At 73.4% G+C, this 19317-nt stretch carries 19 protein-coding genes; 8 read left to right on the forward strand and 11 right to left on the reverse strand.

The features are described from left to right. Positions 1 to 164: 164 nt before the first annotated feature. The 8 genes from NRK68_RS31535 to NRK68_RS31570 form a co-directional block, all read right to left on the reverse strand. Entirely contained in the window at positions 165 to 2720 is a 2556-nt protein-coding gene (locus NRK68_RS31535; RefSeq protein ID WP_257857451.1) for a galactose oxidase family protein, read from the reverse strand. Positions 2721 to 2843: 123 nt separating this feature from the next. Continuing rightward, the gene (locus NRK68_RS31540; protein WP_257857452.1) at positions 2844 to 4469 is read right to left on the reverse strand and encodes a carboxylesterase/lipase family protein; all 1626 of its coding nucleotides are present in this window, start codon (positions 4467 to 4469) and stop codon (positions 2844 to 2846) included. Positions 4470 to 4633: 164 nt separating this feature from the next. Next, positions 4634 to 7018 carry an ATP-binding cassette domain-containing protein gene (locus NRK68_RS31545; RefSeq protein WP_183064567.1) on the reverse strand — a complete coding sequence of 795 codons (2385 nt, stop codon included), beginning with the start codon at positions 7016 to 7018 and terminating at the stop codon, positions 4634 to 4636. 92 nt (positions 7019 to 7110) lie between these two features. Then, positions 7111 to 7524, reverse strand: coding sequence for a VOC family protein (locus NRK68_RS31550; RefSeq protein WP_030027260.1), 414 nt, complete (start codon positions 7522 to 7524; stop codon positions 7111 to 7113). A 10-nt stretch (positions 7525 to 7534) separates the two neighbouring features. Further along, complete coding sequence (locus tag NRK68_RS31555; protein WP_257857454.1) at positions 7535 to 8050, reverse strand: helix-turn-helix domain-containing protein; 516 nt, start codon at positions 8048 to 8050, stop codon at positions 7535 to 7537. An 89-nt stretch (positions 8051 to 8139) separates the two neighbouring features. Then, positions 8140 to 9234 carry a carboxylate-amine ligase gene (locus tag NRK68_RS31560; RefSeq protein WP_183064569.1) on the reverse strand — a complete coding sequence of 365 codons (1095 nt, stop codon included), beginning with the start codon at positions 9232 to 9234 and terminating at the stop codon, positions 8140 to 8142. Positions 9235 to 9333: 99 nt separating this feature from the next. Next, positions 9334 to 9582: a hypothetical protein gene (locus tag NRK68_RS31565; RefSeq protein ID WP_183064570.1), complete on the reverse strand. Its 249-nt coding sequence runs from the start codon at positions 9580 to 9582 to the stop codon at positions 9334 to 9336. 17 nt (positions 9583 to 9599) lie between these two features. Then, positions 9600 to 9923: a hypothetical protein gene (locus NRK68_RS31570; RefSeq protein WP_046777109.1), complete on the reverse strand. Its 324-nt coding sequence runs from the start codon at positions 9921 to 9923 to the stop codon at positions 9600 to 9602. 155 nt (positions 9924 to 10078) lie between these two features. Here NRK68_RS31570 and NRK68_RS31575 point away from each other — a divergent pair, with 155 nt between their 5' ends. After that, on the forward strand, positions 10079 to 10318 hold the full coding sequence (locus NRK68_RS31575; RefSeq protein WP_183064571.1) for a DUF6213 family protein: 240 nt from the start codon (positions 10079 to 10081) through the stop codon (positions 10316 to 10318). Positions 10319 to 10344: 26 nt separating this feature from the next. Here the strand turns inward: NRK68_RS31575 and NRK68_RS31580 are convergent, their stop codons facing one another. Next, complete coding sequence (locus tag NRK68_RS31580) at positions 10345 to 10764, reverse strand: DUF5133 domain-containing protein (RefSeq protein WP_257857455.1); 420 nt, start codon at positions 10762 to 10764, stop codon at positions 10345 to 10347. 209 nt (positions 10765 to 10973) lie between these two features. On the opposite strand from NRK68_RS31580, the gene NRK68_RS31585 reads away from it, so the two are divergent. After that, a complete protein-coding gene (locus NRK68_RS31585; protein WP_183064572.1) occupies positions 10974 to 11876 on the forward strand; it encodes a YwqG family protein in 903 nt (300 codons plus the stop codon). 55 nt (positions 11877 to 11931) lie between these two features. Here NRK68_RS31585 and NRK68_RS31590 read toward each other — a convergent pair whose 3' ends face one another. Then, entirely contained in the window at positions 11932 to 12858 is a 927-nt protein-coding gene (locus NRK68_RS31590; protein ID WP_257857456.1) for an NsdA family TPR-like regulatory protein, read from the reverse strand. A 128-nt stretch (positions 12859 to 12986) separates the two neighbouring features. Between NRK68_RS31590 and NRK68_RS31595 the strand changes: the two genes are divergently transcribed. Both NRK68_RS31595 and NRK68_RS31600 read left to right on the forward strand, forming a co-directional pair. Next, positions 12987 to 13412: a secondary thiamine-phosphate synthase enzyme YjbQ gene (locus tag NRK68_RS31595; protein WP_183064574.1), complete on the forward strand. Its 426-nt coding sequence runs from the start codon at positions 12987 to 12989 to the stop codon at positions 13410 to 13412. 140 nt (positions 13413 to 13552) lie between these two features. Further along, entirely contained in the window at positions 13553 to 13999 is a 447-nt protein-coding gene (locus NRK68_RS31600) for a hypothetical protein (protein ID WP_183064575.1), read from the forward strand. Between the two features lie 71 nt (positions 14000 to 14070). Here the strand turns inward: NRK68_RS31600 and NRK68_RS31605 are convergent, their stop codons facing one another. Next, positions 14071 to 14544 (reverse strand): hypothetical protein, encoded by a 474-nt coding sequence (locus NRK68_RS31605; protein ID WP_257857458.1) that lies wholly within the window; start codon positions 14542 to 14544, stop codon positions 14071 to 14073. A 158-nt stretch (positions 14545 to 14702) separates the two neighbouring features. Between NRK68_RS31605 and NRK68_RS31610 the strand changes: the two genes are divergently transcribed. The 4 genes from NRK68_RS31610 to NRK68_RS31625 all read left to right on the forward strand — a co-directional run bounded on the left by NRK68_RS31610 (position 14703) and on the right by NRK68_RS31625 (position 19288). After that, a complete protein-coding gene (locus NRK68_RS31610) occupies positions 14703 to 15587 on the forward strand; it encodes a YhjD/YihY/BrkB family envelope integrity protein (protein WP_257857459.1) in 885 nt (294 codons plus the stop codon). A gap of 90 nt (positions 15588 to 15677) precedes the next feature. Beyond that, a complete protein-coding gene (locus tag NRK68_RS31615) occupies positions 15678 to 18395 on the forward strand; it encodes a winged helix-turn-helix domain-containing protein (RefSeq protein ID WP_257857461.1) in 2718 nt (905 codons plus the stop codon). A gap of 113 nt (positions 18396 to 18508) precedes the next feature. Continuing rightward, a complete protein-coding gene (locus NRK68_RS31620; protein WP_030662027.1) occupies positions 18509 to 18706 on the forward strand; it encodes a DUF8691 family protein in 198 nt (65 codons plus the stop codon). 123 nt (positions 18707 to 18829) lie between these two features. Further along, a complete protein-coding gene (locus NRK68_RS31625) occupies positions 18830 to 19288 on the forward strand; it encodes a DUF7144 family membrane protein (RefSeq protein WP_183064577.1) in 459 nt (152 codons plus the stop codon). The last annotated feature ends 29 nt before the right edge of the window (positions 19289 to 19317 follow it).

Here is a 19317-nt window from a genome sequence, read left to right on the forward strand (position 1 = left end):
ACCGTACCCGCGGACGATCGCGCGGGGGAGCCGAGTCGCCCGAACACCCGTGCCACCCGCCGTGATTCGGCCAGCGCGGGTGCGTGAAAGGCCGGTACGGCCCCGGGGCCTGCGTCACGATGCCCCCGCCCGGCCCGCACGGGCCGGGCGGGGGCGCTTGCGCGTCAGGAAATGGTCACGAACTGTCCGATGCTCGGCACCCCCTGGGCGTCGAGGGCGAAGAGCATGTATGTCCCCGGCAGCACCACACCGGTGTCGGAGGGGATCGACACGGTGTACGCGCCCGTTCCCGCGGGCGCGGACACGAGCGGCACCCGCCGCTGGTCGTTGTCGGTGGAGTGGGTCGCGGCCGCGGCCCGCATCAGGACGAACGACGCCACGGACTTGTCGGTGCTCACCGTCAGCTGCGCACCCGGAGCCGCCCTCGGCGGCACGCCCCCGGTGATCGCGGGCCGCGGCTTGGGCGTGCCGTCCGCGCCCAGCAGGTAGGGCGGTGTGAAGACGGCCCCGTCGGGATGGTTGGTCGCGCAGTCGCCGCACAGGCCGCCGCCACCGGAGAATACCCGGCCGTCCGGCAGCAGGTTGGCCACGCTGTGGTAGTTGCGCGGGACGGCCATGGAGGCGAGCGGGGTGAACCTGCCGGTCGCCGGGTCCCACAGTTCGGGCGTCAGGACCGAGGTGGCGTCGCTGAACGGCACCGGATAGGCCTGGCCGCCGAAGACGGCCACCTTGCCGTCCGGGAGCACGACACTGTTGCTGAACGCGCGGGGGTGCTCCATGTCCCCGGTGCGGGCCGCCTGGACCTGGCTGCCCGAGAAGCCCACGGTGTACGCCCGCTGCGTGGCCGGGGAGTCCTGGTAGGCCGGGGAGCCGCCCAGCGTGACCAGCTTGCCGATGTCGTACGGGACGGCGTTGCCGGTCATGGCGTCCTGGCTGTCGGCGCGGGTGCCGGCGGGCGTGACGGAGCCCTGGCCGACGGTGGAGATCCAGTTCATCTGCTTGCTCGGCCCCAGCTGCAGGACCTTGCCGCCCGAAGTGGCGTGCAGCCACATGTGGTTGTCGGCGCGGTACGGGCCCGCCGGATCGGCGGTCAGCGCCTTGGACGCGGGTACACCCGGCAGCGAGCGCCACGTACGGGTGTCCGGCGACCAGACCTCACCGGCCTTGTCGGTGCTCGCGTTGCCGCTCCAGGACCCGCCGAGGACGAAGGCCTCACCGGTGGAGAGCAGCGTCATGGCCTGGTAGCCGCGGGCGATGTTCATACTGGTGGTCGCGGACCAGGAGTCGGTGGCCGGGTCGTAGACGCTGGCCTTCTCCGCGTTGCTGCCGCCGGTGACCAGGACCCGGCCGTCCGCCAGCATGGCTATGCCGGGGCAGAACATGTCGTGGCCGGTGTTGTCGATGCGGCGCTGGCTCACCTTGCCCGTCTTCAGGTCCAGGATCGCCGTCTGGGTGTAGCCGTTGCTGCCGCCGAAGCGGTCGACGGCGTACGCGGACCAGGCGAGCAGCTTGTCCCCGGGCAGGGCGGCGGTGGCCACCGGCACCAGCGGGAAGCCGATGATCCGCCCCCAGGACCCGTGCACGCCGGGGCTGGCCGGCCCGCTCAGGCGTATCTCGCCCGCCGAGGTCCACGGACCGCGGCCGCCCGCCTCACTGGTCACCGTCAGACGTATGTACCGGGTGTGCTCGGCGCGGGTGAAGGTGGCCGTCTTGACGGTGTCGTCGTCCCGCCAGGTGCCGGACGCCACCGGAGCGCCGAAGGAGATGCCGTCGGTGCTGGTCGCGACGGTGTACGCGCCCGCGCGCCCGTTGGGACCGTCACCGCGGGGATGGTAGACGAGCGCGGAGACGACCGCCGTGCGGTGCATGTCGATGGTGATGCTGTGCGGCAGGGGAGCCGGGGTACCGCTCCACTTGCTGTGCCAGATGGTGTTGGCGTCACCGTCGAGGACGTTGGCGGCGCGGCCGTTCTCGCCGGTGGTCTCCTCGTCGCTCGCCGTCGCCGTCCAGCCGGCCCGGGACAGGTCGACGGTGGCGGCGGGGGTGCCGGGGTCGCCCAGCAGGTCGATCTCGGCGGCGGAGGTCCAGGGCCCGCGGTTGCCGGCCTCGGTGATCGCCGTCAGCCGGACGAACCGGGCGCCCGTCGGGGCGAAGCCGAGGGTCTTGGCGGTGGCGTCGTCCGCGAGGGTGCCGGTGGCGACGGGGGTGCCCCAGTTCTGCCCGTCCGCGCTGATGCCGATGGCGTACTCGCCGACACGGCCGTTGGGACCGTTGGTCCGCGGGCGGTAGACGAGCGCGGAGACGACCGCCGTGCGGTGCATGTCGATGGTGATGCTGTGCGGCAGGGGCGCCGCGGTGGCGGTCCACTTGCTGTGCCAGATGGTGCCGGCGTCACCGTCGAGGACGTTGGCGGCGCGGCCGTTCTCGCCGGTGGTCTCCTCGTCGCTCGCCGTCGCCGTCCAGCCTGCCCGGTCCAGAACGGGCGCCGCAGGCTCCATGGCGTTGGCCGGTGCGACGCCGTGGTGCGGCGACTGCACCGCCGCCTGCTGGTCGGAGGGTACGGGCGCGGCCCGCGGTCCCGGGGTGCGGCCGGCCGCCGCGGTGCTCGTGACCCCGAGCCACGGCGTCAGGCCGATCAGCACGGAACCGAGGGCGAAGGCTATGAGCAGGTGGGAGCGGCGTAACAGGCGGGTGAGCGCGCGGGAGCGCCTGGACTGCAATCTGACCTCCTGGGGCGAACCGATATGCCCCGTAGAACATAGTCAGAGCGGTCACAACTCGTGTGGGAATATGCAGAGTTGGCGGGAATCCGTGCCGCCGTCGCAGCCGGGGGCGCCCGGGCCTCAGGACAGGTCGTCCCAGAAGCCGAGGCGGTGCTCCCGGCGGTAGTCGACAGGGCCGGTCCGCCCCGGCGCCAGCGACTGCGTGTACGGCCGGTCCGTACGGTGGGGGAGCCAGCCGGGCAGGCCGGCCCCCCGCGGCGCCCCGGTACGGGCGAACGCCGCCCAGTAGCCGGTCATCACGGCCGACAGGCCGCGCTGCGCCGGGGTGAACCGCGGCTGCGCCGCCGCGTCCTCGAACAGGTACGGGACATCACCGGCATGGAAGGCCCCGAAATCGAAGCCGCCCGGCAGCGGGAGGAACATCGGCGCGTCGCGGTCTGCGAACTCGTAGGCGTACACCGGCACATGCGGCGCGAGCGCGTCGTGCTGGGCCTGGGTGCCGCGCGCCCACATCCGGTCGGTGACCACCGCGGCCCACGCCAGAGCGGGGGACGCGAAGGCGCCCGGCGGGTACGCGGCCCGTACCCGCGCCGCGGCCGCGGCCCCGAACGCGGTGCGCAGGGCACGGTCGTAGTCCGCCGCGGTGAAGGGCCGGCCGGCCGCGTCGTACGTCATCCCCACGAAGGTGCGGTGCTCGTCGCGGGTGGCGCCGGACAGGACGGGCACCCGGTGGAATCGTCCGGCCCGCAGGGCCGCGGGCGGCAGCTCGGGAAGGGTGGTGTTGCCGTACCCGAACGCCTGGAAGGCGTTCATGACGTACGGCACGTCGAGGATCCTGCGGACGGGCAGGGCGCGCAGGCAGGCGAGGGTGCGCTCCGGCCGGTCGTCGCCGCAGCCCAGGGAGCCGGTCATCGCCCGGGTGATGTCCTCCATCTCCCGTCCGGTCCGCCAGACGTACCACGGATATCCCGGCACGCCCGGCCCCATCGCACCGGCCGGCATGTCCATCATCCCCTCACCGCTGGCCATGACGGCGCGGTGGAACAGACCCGCCGAGGCGGGCGAGGTCAGGTGCCCGGCGACGGCCGACGCCCCGAAGGACACACCGGCGACCGTGACGTTGCCCGGATCGCCGCCGAAGGCCCGCGCGTTCCTCCGTACCCACTCCAGGGCGGCCCGCTGGTCCTGCAGCCCGAAGGTGCCGGAACCCTCCAGCCCCGGCAGGGCCAGACCGCCGAAAACGCCGAGCCGGTAGTTGACGGTGACGACCACCAGGCCGCGCGCGGCCAGCCGGCGCCCGTCGAAGAAGGAGCCGCCGCCCACGGCACCGTCGCCGTGGATCCAGACCAGTACAGGTGCGGCCCGCCGCCGGTCCGCCACCGGCGGCGTGGTCACGTTCAGGACCAGGCAGTCCTCCTCCGTACTGGAGATCCGCGCGTACGGCGAGGGCACCTGCGGACACAGCGGCCCCGGCACGGTCGCGTCCCGCACCCCCTGCCACGGGGTTACGGGGCGGGGCGGCGCCCACCGGTGCCGCCCCGCGGGGGCGCCCGCGTACGGGATGCCCCGGAAGACCAGGTGAGGGCCCGACCGCACACCCCGGACCGCACCGGCGTCCGTACGCACGGTCTCGCCGACCGGCGCCGGTCCCGGCGCGCAGCCGAGCGGCGCGGACAGCGCGGCGGCGAGGGCCAGGGCGCAGGCCGCCGCCACGAGGGAACGGCGGGGGGATAGGCGACGTGTCACCCGTCAAGCCTTCCGCGCGGTGCGCGGACCATCGCGCGTACGCGCCGTGCGCGACCTGATCGGACGCGGCCTCCGTGGCCTCCGCGGCCTCCGCGGCTTCCCCGGCCTCCGCGGCTTCCCCGGCTCCGCGACCGGTACGGGGCCGCGGAAGCCGCATCCGCCGGTCAGGCGCCCACGTAGGCCGCGAGGTGCTCCCCGGTCAGGGTGGACCGGTCGGCGACGAGATCGGCGGGAGTGCCCTCGAAGACGATCAGGCCGCCGTCGTGGCCCGCGCCGGGGCCGAGGTCGACGATCCAGTCGGCGTGCGCCATGACCGCCTGGTGGTGCTCGATGACGATGACCGACTTGCCCGAGTCGACGAGCCGGTCGAGCAGGCCGAGCAGCTGTTCGACGTCGGCGAGGTGGAGTCCGGTGGTCGGCTCGTCGAGGACGTAGACGCCGCCCTTGTCGGACATGTGCGTGGCCAGCTTCAGCCGCTGCCGCTCGCCGCCGGACAGCGTGGTGAGCGGCTGCCCGAGGCTGACGTAGCCCAGCCCGACATCGGCGAGCCGGTCCAGGATGCGGTGCGCGGCGGGCGTGGCCGCCTCACCGGAACCGAAGAACTCCAGGGCCTCGGTCACCGGCATCGCGAGCACCTCGCTGATGTCGCGGCCCCCCAGGTGGTAGTCCAGCACCGACGCCTGGAACCGCTTGCCCTCGCAGTCCTCGCAGGTGGTCGCGACACCCGCCATCATCGCCAGGTCGGTGTACACCACTCCCGCGCCGTTGCAGGTGGGGCAGGCGCCCTCGGAGTTGGCGCTGAACAGCGCCGGCTTGACCCCGTGGGCCTTCGCGAAGGCCTTGCGGATCGGGTCGAGCAGACCGGTGTACGTCGCCGGGTTGCTGCGCCGGGAACCGCGGATCGCACCCTGGTCGATCGACACGACGCCCTCGCCGGCCGGGATCGAACCGTGGATCAGCGAACTCTTCCCGGAGCCCGCGACCCCGGTGATGACGGTGAGGACGCCCAGCGGGATGTCGACGTCGACGTCACGCAGGTTGTGCGTGGTGGCGCCGCGGATCGGGAGCATGCCGGTGGGCGTCCTCACCGTCTCCTTCAGGGCCGCCCGGTCGTCGAAGTGCCGGCCCGTGATGGTGCCGCCCTTGCGCAGCCCCTCCACGCTGCCCTCGAAGCAGACGGTGCCGCCCGCCGTGCCGGCGCCGGGGCCGAGGTCGACGACGTGGTCGGCGATCGCGATCGTCTCCGGCTTGTGCTCCACGACGAGCACCGTGTTGCCCTTGTCGCGCAGCCGCAGCAGCAGGCCGTTCATCCGCTGGATGTCGTGCGGGTGCAGGCCGGTGGTGGGCTCGTCGAAGACGTAGGTGGTGTCGGTGAGCGAGGAACCGAGGTGGCGGATCATCTTGACGCGCTGCGCCTCGCCGCCGGAGAGCGTACCCGCGGGACGGTCGAGGGAGAGGTAGCCGAGACCGATCTCGACGAACGATGCGAGGGTGTGGTGGAGCGTGGCGAGCAGCGGCGCCACCGAGGGCTCGTCGAGAGAGTCGACCCATGCGGCGAGGTCGCTGATCTGCATCGCGCACGCGTCGGCGATGCTCACCTTCTTGATCTTCGACGAGCGGGCCGCCTCGGTGAGCCGGGTGCCGTCGCAGTCGGGGCAGGTCGTGAAGGTGACCGCCCGGTCCACGAACTCCCGGATGTGCGGCTGCATCGACTCCCGGTCCTTGGCGAGCATCGACTTCTGGATCCGGGGGATCAGGCCCTCGTACGTCATGTTGATGCCCGCGATCTTCATCCGGACCGGCTCGCGGTGAAGGAAGTCGTGCAGCTCCCGCTTGGTGTACTTGCGGATCGGCTTGTCGGCGTCGTAGAGCCCCGACTCGCTGTAGAGCCGGTAGCTCCAGCCGCCCGGCTTGTAGCCGGGGACGGTCAGGGCGCCGTCGTTCAGCGACTTGGAGTCGTCGTAGAGCTGGGTGAGGTCGAGATCGGTGACCGAGCCGCGGCCCTCGCAGCGGGGGCACATGCCACCGGTGATGCTGAAGGAGCGGCGCTCCTTCACCGTCTGGCCGCCTCGCTCCACCGTGACCGCCCCCGCGCCGCTGATGGAGGCGACGTTGAAGGAGAACGCCTTGGGCGAGCCGATGTAGGGCTTGCCGAGGCGGCTGAACAGAATGCGCAGCATCGCGTTGGCGTCGGTCGCGGTGCCCACCGTGGAGCGCGGGTCGCCGCCCATCCGCTGCTGGTCGACGATGATCGCGGTGGTCAGCCCGTCGAGCACGTCGACCTCGGGCCGCGCCAGTGTCGGCATGAAGCCCTGCACGAAGGCGCTGTACGTCTCGTTGATCAGCCGCTGCGACTCCGCGGCGATCGTGTCGAAGACCAGCGAACTCTTGCCCGAGCCGGAGACCCCGGTGAACACCGTCAGCCGGCGTTTGGGAATCTCTATGCTCACGTCCTTGAGGTTGTTCACGCGGGCGCCGTGCACGCGGATCAGGTCGTGACTGTCGGCAGCGTGCGGGGCGGGCGGCTGCGTGCTCTTCCTCGTGGCCATGCTGGGCGTTTCTCCATCCGTGAGGGCGGGCCGCGGCCCGGTTCACGCCGGGTGACGCGAAGGTGACCGCGGCCGTGGTGGGCGGGGCGCTGCTACTGCTTGCGGGGCTGGTTGAAGCGGAGCATGTTGCCGGCCGGGTCGCGGAAGGCACAGTCGCGGACACCGTAAGGCTGGTCGATCGGCTCCTGCATGACCTCGCCGCCCGCCGCCCGGATGCGTTCGAAGGTGGCGTCGACGTCGTCCGTGGAGAAGATCACGCCGCGCAGCATGCCCTTGGCCAGCAGCTCGGCCATCGCCTGCCGGTCCGCGGCGGGTGCGCCGGGGTCGGCGAGCGGCGGTTCGAGGACGATCTCGACGTCCTGCGAGGGCGACCCCACGGTCACCCAGCGCATCCCCTCGAACCCGACGTCGTTGCGCACCTCCAGGCCGAGGACGTCGCGGTAGAACGCGATCGCCTTGTCGTGGTCGTCGACTGCGATGAAGCACTGCGAGAGGTTGATGTTCATGGCTCCGACGCTACGAGGCGCCCGCCGATTTCGCTTCTCCATTCCTGACCGGATCCCCGACCGGATCCCCGACCGGATCCCCGACCGGATCCCCGACCGGATCCCCGACCGGTTCACCGCCCCTGTTCGGGTCACCGCCCCTCACCGGTCGCGTCATGTACTTGGCGACGCACGCCGGGATCGCCTCACCCGCCTCGTGCGCGCGGGCCCGGTACGCGCTGGGGCTCTCGCCGACCAGCTTGGTGAAGCGCGAGCTGAAGGACCCCAGCGACGTGCTCCCCACGGCGAAGCAGACCTCCGTCACGCTCAGGTCGCCGCGCCGCAGCAGCGCCTTCGCGCGCTCGACGCGGCGGGTCATCAGATAGCTGTACGGGGTCTCCCCGAAGGCGGCCCGGAAACTGCGGGAGAAATGCCCCGGCGACATCAGAGCGACCTTCGCGAGCGCCGGCACGTCCAGGGGCTCCGCGTAGTCGCGGTCGATCACGTCCCGGGCGCGGCGCAGCCTCACCAGGTCTTCCAGGGTCATGGGTACCAGCATCCCACGGCGCCGTCCGCCGACCGGCCGTCCTCACGACGCGGCTCCGGACCCTGCCCCGGCCCCGAGGCGGGCCCGGTTCAACCGGACGGGGAGTCGCCCACGATCAGGCTCCGCAGAGCCGGCATACCGCCCTCCCGCAGGGCCCGGCGCTGCCGGTCGGCCGGCGTCCCCTCCTGCAGCAGCCGGTGGACGAGCGACGACACCTCGCGTTCGTCGCCGGACTCCACCAGGGCCGGAGTGACGTGGGCCAGCAGCAAGGACAGCACGTCGCCGCTGCTGCGACAGCGGCCGTCGGGGTCGACCAGCGTGGAGTTCAGGCCGTGCCGGGCCGCGTGCCAGTTGGCGGCCTGCAGCAGCTCCGGCCGGCACCGGACCGGTGCGACCCCGGCCTTCTCCTCGGCGAGGGCGACCGCGACCAGCGCACGCACCAGACCGGCCAGCATCACCGCGTCGTCGGCCCGCAGCTGCACGTCCAGGCAGCGGATCTCCACGGTCGGGAACCGGTCGGAGAGCCGTGCCTGCCAGTACAGCTGGCCCCGGTCGGCGATCACCCCCGACGCCACCAGGGCGTCGATCCGCTGCTCGTAGTCGGCCAGGCCGTCGAAGTACGGGGGCGGGCCGCTCACCGGCCAGCGGCCGAAGACGATCGTGCGCCAGCTCGCGAAGCCGGTGTCCTTGCCGTCCCACAGGGGAGAGTTCGCCGACATGGCCAGCAGTGCCGGCAGCCAGACCCGGATGCGGTTGAGTACCGCGACGCCGGTCTCCGGATCGGGCACCCCCACGTGCACGTGCATGCCGTTGATCAGCTGCTCGTCCACCAGCTGCCGGGCCTGGCCCTCCATCCTCAGATACCGCGGCTTGCGGGTGACCGGTACCGCCGAGGCGTTCCTGAGCGGTGCGGTTGCGGCCATGGCGACCCGGCAGCCGTGCTCCTCGGCGGCGGAGGCGACCGCGTGCCGCAGCCGCAGGAGGTGGCCCCCCACCTCCTCCAGCTCCGTGCAGACGGGCGTGGCGACCTCGACCTGGGCCTGCAGCAGCTCGTCCTGGACCTCGTCGTCCTCCGCGAGCGGACCCAGCCCGGCCGCCCTGCGGACGTACTCGGCCCCGGGCACCGGCAGCACCGTCACCGGGTCCACCAGCAGGTATTCCTCTTCGACGCCGAATGTGATCACGCCGTGCGGTTACCCCGGGAACGGCCCGATCATCCGTCGCCTGAGCCGACCGGCCTAGGGGGTGTCCGGCGGACCAGGGCCGGACGGTCCGGCAGTGGTTCAGCCGTCGCCGCTCTCCGGCTCGGGACGCCCGCCCTGCGGGTGGTGCGGGCGGACCTGTTCCTCCCGTCCCGTGCCCGGCCGCTGCCGCTTCGCGGTGTGCGCGCCCGCGCCGTCGTCGTCCCCGCCGCCCGCGTCCCGCAGGACGGCCCGGTCCGCTTCCCGGCGGGCCTCCGGATCCCCGCTCTCGCCCGGGGCCCGCGACGGGGTGGTCGGCCGCCGGCCGTGGTCCTGCCCGTGCCGTGTCATCGCGTCCTCCTTCGTCGTCAGTGGCCCAGCTTCCGCTTGAGCTCGGCCTTGTCCATCGAGGAACGGCCGTGGATGTTCTTCCGCTTGGCCTCCTCGTAGAGCTGGTCGTAGGTCGGGCCGCCGGCTCCCTTGTGCGAGCGCAGTCCGCCGCGCCGGCCGGAGGAGATGTCCTCCAGCGATGTCCTGCTCGCCGTCTCGGACTCACCGGCCCTGGCCCGTTCCTTGTTCACCGTCCGCGCGGCGATCTCCTTCGCCCTCTCCGGGCTCTCGCCGCGCTCCTCGGCGCTCTCCTTGATGTGCTCGTACTGGCGTTCACGCTTGGGGCTGGAACCACGAGGCATGATCACTCCCTGGGCGGTGTGCGGACGTTCCGGTACGCCCGGCGCCTACCCGGTGCCCGCCCCCGCACACGATTGGCTCCGGGCCGCGGCCGGGTGATTGGCCCGCCGCCGACCGGGTAGCCGCCGCGGACAAGGGTTCTCCGGGAGGGCTAGCCATGATCCATGTGTCGATACCGCTGATCCCCGCCGTCGACGGCGCGATGCTGATCCCCGCCGATCACGTGACCACCCTCCTGCGCCGCCTCGCCGCGGACTGGGAGCGTTCGGCCGAATCCGGCGAGCTGCGCGGAGACCTCCAGACCGCCCGGGACCTGTCCGGAGTGCTGACGGAGCTAGCCGACCAGATCGACGTCGAGTGCATCGGCTTCGCCTCCGCACTCGACGAGGACACCTGAGGACTCGGTGCCGGGCGGGGGCGGGGTCAGTCGGGTCCCGCCAGGTGCCGTTCGGCGGCCGCGACGGCCTCGTGGACGGTCGACCGGCCCATGAGTACGCACAGGGTGTAGGCCGCGTCGTCCATGGCGCTGCGGGCCGGAGGGTCGCCGGGGGCGGCGGCGAGCCGCTCGCGGGACGCGCGGAACCGGGCCAGGGCGTCCTCGGTGCGGGCCCGGCTGGGCAACAGGCCGACCCCCCGCCCGCCCTCCGTCCCCGGCAGGGGGCTCCGCAGAGCCTCCACCGCCCGCCGCAGCGCCCGTTCCCACCGGGCGGGTACAGGTTCCCCGCGCGCGCCCGCGACCACCGCGGCCGCGAGGTCCGCCACCGGGACCTGGACGAGTTCGGCGGCGGCCGCCAGCACGAGCCGTGCCTCACGGGCCCCGCAGGGTGCCAGGGCCATCACCATGCCCGTCGCCCACTCCACCGCCGGCTCGCCACGGAGGACCGGTCCATGCCCTGTAGAGGACTGATGAATGCTTTGAGAGGTCACCGATCATCCTTTCAACCGAAGGTTGTGCGAGCGGTGGGGGGAAGTATGAAAGGTATGCCCGCTGCAGTTGCCTTCCCACACCCGCAGAGCGCACCCCCGCGTCGCCGCCTTGTAGGTTCGGCCGCATGATCTTCACCACCCCGCCGAGGCCGCTCGACATCGAGGCACTGTTCCCCGGACTGGCCGCCCATCGCGCGACGGCGACCCGGCTGCACCCGCGTGCCGGACGTCCGACGGCCCGCGACAGCCACGTCGGCGGCCCGCTGCTCTGGCCCGCGGACGAGCCATGGCCGGCGTGCGACGAGGAGCACCGGCACAGCGGGCCGCTGCTGGCGCTGGCCCAGCTCTACTCCGGGGACGTCCCGGACCTGGCCGCCGGCCCCGACGGCTGCGATCTGCTCCAGGTGTTCTGGTGCCCTTTCGACCTCCACGGGCCCACGGGGTCCGGCATGCACGTGCGGCTGAGGTGGCGGCGGTCCGCGGAGGTCCGCGCAATCCTCGCCCCGCAGCCGGAACCGGCCCGTGCCGGCTTCGAGGGCTACCTGCCCGCGCCCTGCGTGCTCCACCCGGAGCAGGTCACCGAGTACCCGTACATCGAGTCGCTGACCGGCGAACTCGGCGAGCGCGTCGAGGAGTGGGAGGACGCGCGGGAGGAGGCCGCGTACGAGGTGGAGGACGAGGACGAGGACGAGGACCTCGCCCTGCCGAGCTACCAGAGCGACCTGTCGGTCGCACCCGGCTGGAAGGCCGGCGGGCACGCGGCGTGGAACGTCACCGGACCCGGGCGCATGGACTGCCACGACTGCGGTCACGGCATGCGGTTGCTGCTGACCGTCGACTCGTACGAGTGGCGCTCCGACAGCGAGAGCTGGCGCCCGCTGCCCGCCGGAGCCGCGGCCCGGGCAAGGGCCGATACAGGAGGCGACGCGAACCGGCCGACCGGGGTGGCCGTCGGCAACTTCGGCAAGCTCAACGTCTTCGCCTGCCCCCACGACCCGGCCCACCCGCACCGCCTCAGCGTGCAGTGAGCCGGGCGCCCGGCCGATCGTCCCGCCGGCCGTCCCGTCGGCGGTCCGGGACGGCTCACCTGTCGCGCACGCCGCCCACGCCGCGCAGGACGTGGCCCAGGTCGCGGGCGGTGGCCCGGACGGGGCGCGGCACCCGGTGCCCCTGCCCGACGAGCCGGACGGCATCGACCATCACCCGTAACGCACGTACGGACCCGATGCCCGGCACGGCGCCGACCAGGCCGGACATCACCGCCTCGGCCTCGTGCCAGTCCCCGCCCCGGGCCAGGACGCGGGCGAGCTCCGCCGCGAACAGCACCCGGTAGGCGGGGCCGTCGCCACCGGCGTACGCGGCACCGTGCAGCAGGCCCGCGGCGCCCTCCGGGTCCCCCAGGGCGGCCCGTGCCAGCCCCGCGTGACCGTCGAGTTCGGCCCGGTCGAACCACCAGGCCCACGCGGGATCCCGGTCCGAGGGTCCCTCCGCGAGGAGTTCACCGGCGGTGCGCAGGGCCCGTTCGGCCCGCGGGCCCTGCCCCAGACGGGCCAGGGCACGCCCCGCGCGCACATGGAAGATTGCCGCCACCCGGCCCGGAAGGTCCCCGCGGGCCAGTACGGACCCGGCGATGCGCAGCGAACTCGCCGGCCGGCCCAGGTGTTCCTCCTGCATCGACAGCACCGCGAGGATGAGGGGTTCCACCTCCGCCGGTCCGGACTCACGTTCACCGGCGGCCAGTTGCAGCGCGCGCAGGTGCAACCGCCGTGAGAGGGGCTGCTGTTCGGCGTCAAAGGCGATCCATGCGGCGACCTGCAACAGCTCGGCGAGCGCGGCCCGCTCCCCGGCGTCCCGCACCGGGCCGCCCCGGCCGGCGGTGCGCACCGCCTCCAGTGCCCCGGCCGCCGCCCACCGCGCCCCGGCGGTCACGTCGAGTGCGACGAGCCGCTCCTTCAGGGCCCTCAGCTCCGCCACCGGCAGGCTGCCCGGAGTTCGCGCATCCTCCGTCACCGGTCCGCCCCCCGTCCGTGATCACGTCCCCGTGATCATCGTAAGTGTCCCGGCCCGCTGCCTGCCTGCTGCCGCCGGCACCGGCCCGGTTGCGCCGCCGCGCAGCGGTGCGGCGGGAGGATGGCGCCATGGCCGACACCTTCGTATCGCGCACCATCGACGTGACGACCGGCGACCGGGAGACCGTCCACGACCTGACCTCCGCCTGCGCGGCCTTCCTCGGGGAGGTGGCGCGCGGCCGGAGCGGACTGCTGAACATCTTCACGCCGCACGCGACCGCCGGGCTCGCCGTCATCGAGACGGGAGCGGGCAGTGACGACGACCTGCTCACCGCCCTGAAGCACCTGCTGCCGGCCGACGACCGGTGGCGGCACCGGCACGGCTCCCCGGGCCACGGCCGCGACCACGTCCTGCCCGCGATCGTCCCGCCGCACGCGACGCTGCCGGTGATCGACGGGGCGCTGGAACTCGGAACCTGGCAGTCCGTCACCCTCGTGGACACCAACCGGGACAACCCCCGCCGTCAGGTCCGGCTGTCCTTCCTCGCCGGCTGACTCGACCGCCGAGCGGGCTCCGGGTGGGCGCAGGGGTGAAGACGTATCCATCATGACAGGTCAGAGCGGGTTTTCGTAGGACCAAGGGCACAGCCGATTGTCCTTGTTCGGGCCCCTGTGCGGCTTTCAGAATCATCGTCATGACTCACACGGCGCACATCAGTCACGACGCGATACTCCGAGCACGAGTGGCCCTCCTCGGTTCCCAGACCCTGACCGTCCGACAGGAGGTCGCCGCATACCGCGTGCTCGCACAGGTGAGCCCGCTCGCGTACCTCCCCCTGCTGGCCCGGGCGCTGTGCGCCTACAGCCACCAGGAGTTCGCCGGTCAGCCCGGTACGGCCCTCGCCCTGCGGGCCGAGGCGGTCGCGGCCGCACGCCGGATGCACGCCCTGGAAGCCGGGAGGGTGCAGTTGCTCGTGGTCGTACTCAGGGCCTATCGGCACCAGTTGACGATCACGGGCAGCCCGGAGGAACTCGCGGCGGTGGAAGCGGAGATCGCCGTCCTGGACACGGACCGCGGGAGGGAACTCGGCCCGCTGGAGCACGGGATCGCCCGCCTGTACACCGGCATCCAGGGTCTGTAGCGGGGTACGGCGGAAGGCGGGGGAGCGGGGCAGGGGCCGGGTGGGTACGCCGGCCGGCCGCGGCCCGGTCCTCACCAGCGCCAGGTGAGGGTTCCGCCCTCCGCCACCCCAGCCCAGCGCTCGGCGGCACGGTCGAGCGCCGCGCGGGCCAGGGCGACCTGACGGTCGTCCAGCGGGCTCCGGCCCACGCCCCTGCCGTCCGTACTCAGGCCGGACCACACACGGTAGGCCCAGTTGACGGAGAGCTCGACCCGCAGCACCGCGTCACCGCCGCGTCGCAGGATCTTCATCCCCGACCGGCGGTGGCGGGTCGGGGCCGCCATCTCGAAGCCCTCGAAGGTGGCGCCCCGCGCCATGGCTCCCCAGAACCCGTCGGTGATCGAGAGCGCGCTCTCGACCGCCGCGTGCACGAGGTCGTGCGGCATGGTCGGGCCCGTCGCCTGGGACATCAGCCGTACGTCCGGGCCTCGCCGGTCGCGGACCTCGAGGTCGTGCCGGTTGTCCGGGAGCTTCCGGAAGATGATCTCCATCGGTCCTTCTCTCATGGGGCTCGGCCTGGATGGTAGGCGCGGAGCCCCTGCGACGGCGCTCCTTTTTTCGTGCGGGCGGCCCTGTCGACGTGCCGGACGTCCGGCGCTGACCCATCCTGCTCATGCAGGGCAACCGCAGCCGACAGGCGCCGTCCGCGGAAGGAGCCGTCACCGTGTCGGAACCGCGTGACAAGCCGCCCCGTTTCACCGTGCCGGGATGGATGCGCAAGTACACGCCGTTCCTGGGCCGGATCCTCGAACAGTTCGCCCGCGTCAACCTGCTGGACTGCGCGACCCGGCTGGCCGCGCAGGCCTTCCTCGGCGCGATCCCCGCCATCTTCGTCATCGGGGCCCTCGCACCCGACTGGATGCGCAAACAGCTCGTGGCCACCGTCAGCGGGACCCTGGGCCTGACCGGCCCGGCCCTGGACCAGATTCGCGCGGTGGTGCACAACAGCGGCGAGGACACGACGACCATCGCGAGTACCGGGGTCGTGGGTGTCGTGGTCACGCTGCTGTCCGCGACCGCCTGCAGCCGCGCACTCCAGCGGACCTGCGAGCGCGCGTGGCACCTGCCGAAGGCGGGCGCCCGGCTCGCGGCCTGGCGCTGGGTGGTCTGGCTGCTGGTCTGGCTGACGGCCCTGTTGTTCCAGGGGCCCATCCAGCAGGCGTTCGGGGCGGGCCCCGTCCTCGGCGCGGTCGTCTCGCTGATCAGCGGCATCCTGCTGTGGTGGTGGACGCAGCACCTCCTGCTCGGCGGCCGGGTGGCGTGGCTGCCGCTGCTGCCCGGCGCGGTACTGACCGCGGTGGGGGCCGGCCTGATCAGCTGGGGCTCCAGGTTCTACATGCCCCGTGCCCTGAACCACAGCCTGGAGCAGTTCGGCGGCCTCGGGCTGGTCTTCGTCGTCCTGTCCTGGCTGATCATGTTCTTCGTCGTCGTCACCATGGGCGTCGCCCTGGGCTACGTACTGGCCCACGAGTCCCTGCCGGCCCACCACCTGCGCACCCCCGACGACCCGCCCCCGCCCCGCAGCGAGCCCCCCGCCACCCCGCAGTGAGCTGCCACCACCCCCGCAATCAGCCCGCGCCTCACCCGGACCGGGTGACCCGAGTGGTGATCACGACCGATCGCGGCTTGAGTGGAGGACGTGGCCCGACCGCAGAGCGATCCGATGCTCACGGCCCGATTCACCGCACCGGCCGTGCCGAAGACTCTCGTCCACCGGCCCGAGCTGCTCAGACGCCTGACGGCCGGGGTACGGGGCCCGCTCACCCTGATCAACGGTCCGGCCGGCTCCGGCAAGACGGTGCTCACCGCTCACTGGGCCGCGGCCGGCCGTCGCGCTCCGCGGCCCCCCGTGTGGCTGACCGTCGAACCCGACGACGCCCCCGGCGTCTTCTGGGCGTACGTCCTGGAGGCCCTGCACCGCGGCGGCGTCGAGATACCCGCCGCGGTGGGCAGGCCGACCCGCGCCGAGGGGGTGACCCAGTCCTTCCTGGTGCGTCTGGCGGCGGGACTGGCCGAGTCCGCTCAGCCCGTGGTCCTCGTGCTCGACCAGTTCGACACGGCCCAGCCGCCCGCCATGACGGAAGGGCTGGACTTCGTCCTGCGGCACGCCGCCGGGGGGCTGCGCATCGTGCTCACCAGCCGGACGGACTCCCTGCTCCCGCTCCACCGCTACCGGGCCGCCGGGGAGATCGCGGAGATCCGGCACGCCGACCTCCGGTTCACCCACGCGGACGCCGAGGCCCTGCTGGGCGAGCACCGGCTGGACCTCTCACCGGACGGCATCCGGCTCCTCATGCAGCGTACGGAGGGATGGGCCGCGGGGGTGCGGCTGTGCGCCCTCGCGATGCAGCGCAGCCCCGACCCGGAGGCCTTCGTCCGCCAGTTCGCGGCCGACCGCACCACGATCGCCGACTACCTGCTGGGGGAGGTCCTCGACGCGCAGCCGCCGGACACCCAGGACCTGCTGCTGCGCGTCTGTGTGACGGACCGTGTCCACCCCGACCTCGCGGACGCGCTGACCGGCCGCGACGACGCCGCCCGCACGCTCGCCGGCCTGGCCCGCGACAACGCGTTCCTGGAACAGGTCGACGCATCGGCCTGGTACCGGCTGCATCCCCTGTTCGCCGAGGTGCTGCGCGCCCACCTGCGCCAGCGTCACCCGGGCCTCGAACAGCAGTTGCACGGGCGGGCGGCACGCTGGCTCGCCGGCACCGGCCGGCTCACCGAAGCCGTCGTCCAGGGGGCGGCCGCCGGTGACTGGCCGTTCGCCGCCGGGCAGCTCGTCGACGCCCTGGCGATCGGGCGGCTGTTCACCGGCCTGGAGGCGGAGCAGCTCAACCGGGCGTTCGCCCCGCTGCCGGCCGAGACGGAGGGGGCGGCCCCGGCACTGGTCGGCGCGGCCGCCCGGCTCGTCGTACAGGACCTCCCCGGGTACGAGGAAGCGGTGCGGCGCGCGGACTCCCACCTGGGCCCCGGATCCGGCCCGGCCGCCCGGGTCAGCCGGTCCTTCCTCGGGGTGCTCGCCGGCCGTGCGACCGGCGACCCGGCGGCCACCGAGCGGGCGGCGGCCGACGCCGAGCGCGTACTCGGCGAACTGCCGGCCCCGCTGGTCGGCGCGCACCCGGAGATCCGGGCCCTGCTGCTGGCGGCCCTCGGCGCGGTGCGGCTCGGCGCCGGACGGCTCGACGGCGCGCACAGCGCCCTCACGGCCGCGGTCGAGGCCTGCGGAGAACCCGGAACGCGGCCGGGAACGGAGCCGGGACCGGCGCCGGACACGGCATCGGGAGCGGCATCGGGAACGGAGCTCGCGGCGCTGTACCCGCCGCTCTGCGACGCCCTCGGCTCGCTGGCCCTCACGGAACTGATGCGCGGCCGGCTGCGGCAGGCCGTCGCACACGCCCGGGCGTCCCTCGCCGTCGCCGAGCAGTCCGCCCTCCCGCCCGAGCGCCGGTCCGGTACCGGTCACCTCGTCCTGGCGGGCGTCGCCCTGGAGCAGGACGACCTGCCGGCCGCCCGCTCCCACCTGGACCTGGCGACCGCGACGGCGGCCGCCGGGCCCCGCCCCGAACCCGCCGTCGCGGTGGCGGCCGCCGTCATCGGCGCCCGGATCGCGGCCGCCGAGGGCGACGGCGAGGTCGCGCTCGCCGTCCTCACCCGGCCGTGGCCGGCGGGGACCGCGCCGGCCGGGGCGTGGGCGGCGGACGAGCTGGCGGTGGCCGCATCGGCCGCACACCTGGCCCGCGGTGACGCCGCCGCGGCCCTGCGGGCGCTGGACACCGTGCCGTCCGGGCGGCCCGAGCACGCGCTGGCCCGGGCCCGCGCCCTCATGGCGGCCGGTCGTGCCGAGCCCGCCGCGCGGGAGCTGGCGGCCCTGCCCGCGGACGACGGCCTCACGCTGCCGGTCAGGGTCGGTGCGTGCCTGCTCAGGGCCCGGATCACCGCGGCCGACGGCGACACCGCGGAGGCGCACCGGAGGCTGGCCGAGGCCGTGGAGCTCGCCCGGCCGGAGGAACTGCGCCGGCCGTTCGCCGAGGGCGGGCCCTGGGTGCGCCGGAGCCTGCGGGAGGCCACCCGGCCGGTACCGCCCCCCGGCAGCCCGGCCGGCCGGGAGCGGGGGCCCGTCAGCCGGACCGGCAGCCAGGCCGAGGGGCCGCCGCCCGTGGTGGAGGCGCTCAGCGCGCGGGAGACCGACGTACTGCGCCAGGCGGCCCGGATGCTCTCCACCGAGGAGATCGCGGCCGAGCTGTACGTGTCGGCCAACACGGTCAAGACCCATCTGAAGAGCATCTACCGCAAGCTCGGCGTCACCCGGCGCAGCGACGCCGTCCACCGGGCCCAGGACCTCGGTCTGCTCTGATCCGACGCGTGGTCCTCTCGCCCGTACCGGGCGATGCGGTGCGCCGGGACCCGGACCGACGATGGCAGCGCAAGGCACCTGAAGTCTTCCTTCGGAGAGAAGTGAGTGCTCTCATGCGCTACGAGTTCCGCATCTCGGGCGTCGTGCCGGACACACTCGCCGCGAACTTCCCCGAGCTCGACCGGATCCCGGTCCGGGAGCAGACGCTCCTCCTCGGCATCGTGGCGGACGAGGCACACCTGTACGGGCTCCTCACGCGCTTCCAGTCCCTGGGCCTGCGGGTGCTCGAAATGCGCCAGGTACCCGCCTGACGCCGCACCCCTCCCCGACCCGGAAGGGAGGACCACCCGCTTCGGGTGATCACGAGAAGCCGTCGGCCGGACGACACTGCGAAGTGTGCCCGGCGCGGTACCGCCAACTGTGAGGTGAGTTCGATGGGCCAGTCGACACCGACCGGGGGAACTTGGAATACCGGCCCCGCGCCGGGCACCACACCGCTGTCCAGCGGTGGCGACGGAACAGGAGGGGCGGTCGGCACGTTCTTCGCCGCGGTGCTCCTCGTCGTGACCGGATGCCTCGCGATCTTCCAGGGCATCGCGGCCATCGCCGAGGACGACGTGTACGCCCGCCTCGGCAGCTACGTCTTCGAATTCGACCTGACGGCCTGGGGCTGGATCCACCTCATCGTCGGACTCATCGTCGTCCTGACCGGAGTGGGCCTGTTCCTCGGCTCGAACGTGGCCAGGGGCGCGGGCATCGCCCTCGCCGGCCTCAGCATCATCGTGAACTTCCTGTGGCTGCCCTACCAGCCCTGGTGGTCGATCATCATCATCGCGATCGACGTGTTCATCATCTGGTCCCTGTGCACGAGCTGGTCGCAGAAGCCCGCGTGACGCGACGGAGGCACAGCGGCACCCGGTCC

This window comes from Streptomyces yangpuensis (genome assembly GCF_024666385.1).
Taxonomy (GTDB): Bacteria; Actinomycetota; Actinomycetes; order Streptomycetales; family Streptomycetaceae; genus Streptomyces; species Streptomyces yangpuensis.